The 2,138-nt window shown below is 27.9% G+C and carries 3 protein-coding genes; 2 read left to right on the forward strand and 1 reads right to left on the reverse strand.

Annotated features, from left to right (window positions below):
- Positions 1 to 265: hypothetical protein (locus VK071_10830; GenBank protein ID HLR35804.1), on the reverse strand; the 265-nt coding region annotated here is incomplete at its 3' end.
- A gap of 472 nt (positions 266 to 737) precedes the next feature.
- Between VK071_10830 and VK071_10835 the strand changes: the two genes are divergently transcribed.
- Both VK071_10835 and VK071_10840 read left to right on the forward strand, forming a co-directional pair.
- Positions 738 to 1,310: a DUF1836 domain-containing protein gene (locus VK071_10835; protein ID HLR35805.1), complete on the forward strand. Its 573-nt coding sequence runs from the start codon at positions 738 to 740 to the stop codon at positions 1,308 to 1,310.
- On the forward strand, positions 1,303 to 2,138 hold an 836-nt coding region (locus tag VK071_10840), incomplete at its 3' end, for a DegV family protein (protein HLR35806.1). The genes VK071_10835 and VK071_10840, both read left to right, overlap by 8 nt.

Genomic DNA, 2,138 nt, shown 5'->3' on the forward strand with positions numbered 1-2,138 from the left:
CTACTTTATGCTCCAAGGCCCTTATTAATTGTCCATGCTCCTTCAATGTAGATTTTATAATAGATAGATCTTCTTTTATACCTGTCATGTCTGCCTTTAAACCTGATAGATCTTCTTTTACACCTGTCATGTCTATCTTTAAACTTGGCACATCTTCTTTTACACCTGTCATGTCTGTCTTTAAACCTGATACATCAGTCTTTACAGGTTCAATCTCTTCTTTTACTATCTGTCTAATTGCCATTAAGAATTCCTCATTGCCCATTTTCTCCCCTCCAGATAGTTTCTTTATACACAATTATATCTAGAGAATTTTAATTTATAAACTAATCTATACTATTCTAATATAATTCGTCTACTGTTACACATGAAGAATTAAGAATATTAATGCTATTACTACCTTTACCATACTCCCTTTTTCCTTGCTTATTAATTATAACGTAGAAAAAAATAAAAGTACTGCAAAAAATATAAATATTTGTAGTTGTTCTTGATAAATTTTACATTATAACGATATATAGTATACTAACTAGGATACAAATTATGTTAAAAACTTGGTTTCAAATCAAATACACTATAATGATATATTCTAAAGAATAGATAAAACACAAAAGTTTATACTTATTAAGGTATGAACCTTTTTTATAATTAACTTCATCTAGTTACCATAACTATCTTGACTTATTTTAATAACTAGTATAAGATATAGTTATTATTATATAAAGTAAGGTGATTTTATGGATAGTGCTCAAAAAAAATTACTAGAATGGAATGAAGATGTTTTAAATTACCATCTTCCACGTTGGGAAGAACTACCTGACTTAGAGTTGTATAGGGATCAAGTTATTTATTACATAGAACAAAATGTTCAAATTTTTTCAGATGACCCTGAAGAAAAAATTCTTACACCTTCTATGATTAATAATTATGTTAAATTAAAGCTAATTCCTAAACCAGTGAAAAAAAGATATAACAAAGTTCATTTAGCATATTTAATGGCTATTTGTATATTGAAACAGGTAGTAACAATAGAAAAAATAAGGGATGGAATCATCTTTCAAGCTCAAATTAATGGAAGAAAAAATGCATATAATTTATTTTGTGAGGAACAAGAAAAAGCTCTAAAGTCAATTATGACTCAGATTATTTCTGGAAATGAAGAAACTATTTTATATACAGATATTAATATAGAAAATTTAACAGTAAAAATGGCTACTATAGCTTTTGCTAGTAAGACTATTGCAGAAAAAACTGTAAAATTGCAGAAGAATTTTATTAATAATAAAAAGGGTGAAGAACAAGATGAATAAAGAAAAAATAGCAATTTTAGTAGACTCCGGTGCAGATATACCAAAGAACCTTTTAGAAAAATATAATATTTATGTTCTACCTTTGAAAGTAATTTATAAAGACAAGGAATATTCTGATGGTGTAGATATTACTCCCCAAGAAATGTATAAAAGATTAGAAACTGAAATACCTACTACCTCATTGCCAAGTGGCGGAGAGATTAATGCTATGTTTGATAAAATAAAATCCGATGGATATGAAAAATTACTAGTTGTTACTATTTCTAGTGGGTTAAGTGGTACTTACAATTATATTTCTTTATTGGCTAGCCAATATGATGGATTAGATATTTTTGTATTGGATACAAAAAACATTGGAATAGCCACTGGATTTAATGCCATTCAAGCTGGTGAATATATTAAGGAAGAAATGGATTGGAATACTCTTACTAGAACTGTTACTAACAATGTTTCAAAATCAAAAATTTTCTTCACTTTAGATACACTAGAGTATCTACACAAAGGTGGTAGAATTGGATTAGTTACCTCTGTTCTAGGTTCAGCCTTAAATATAAGACCTATAATTTCATGTAATGATAATGGAATTTACTACACTGTAGAAAAAGTCATAGGAAGAAAAAGATCTATTAAAAAATTAATTAATTTGACATTAAATTTTGTCAAGGATTCAGATAAATATAATGTATCAATTATCCATAGTAATGCTGAAAAAGAGGCTATGGAAATAAAATCAGAATTAATGTCTAAACTTCCTTATTGTAATATATATACTGAAGGGCAAATAAGCCCAGCATTAGGAGTTCATACTGGACCAGGAGCACTAGGCAT

Source organism: Tissierellales bacterium, assembly GCA_035301805.1.
Taxonomy (GTDB): domain Bacteria; phylum Bacillota; class Clostridia; order Tissierellales; family DATGTQ01; genus DATGTQ01.

Coding starts and splice junctions, on each gene's coding strand:
- VK071_10835 (HLR35805.1), top strand. CDS start 738: ATGGATAGTGCTCAAAAAAAATTACTAGAATGGAATGAAGATGTTTTA.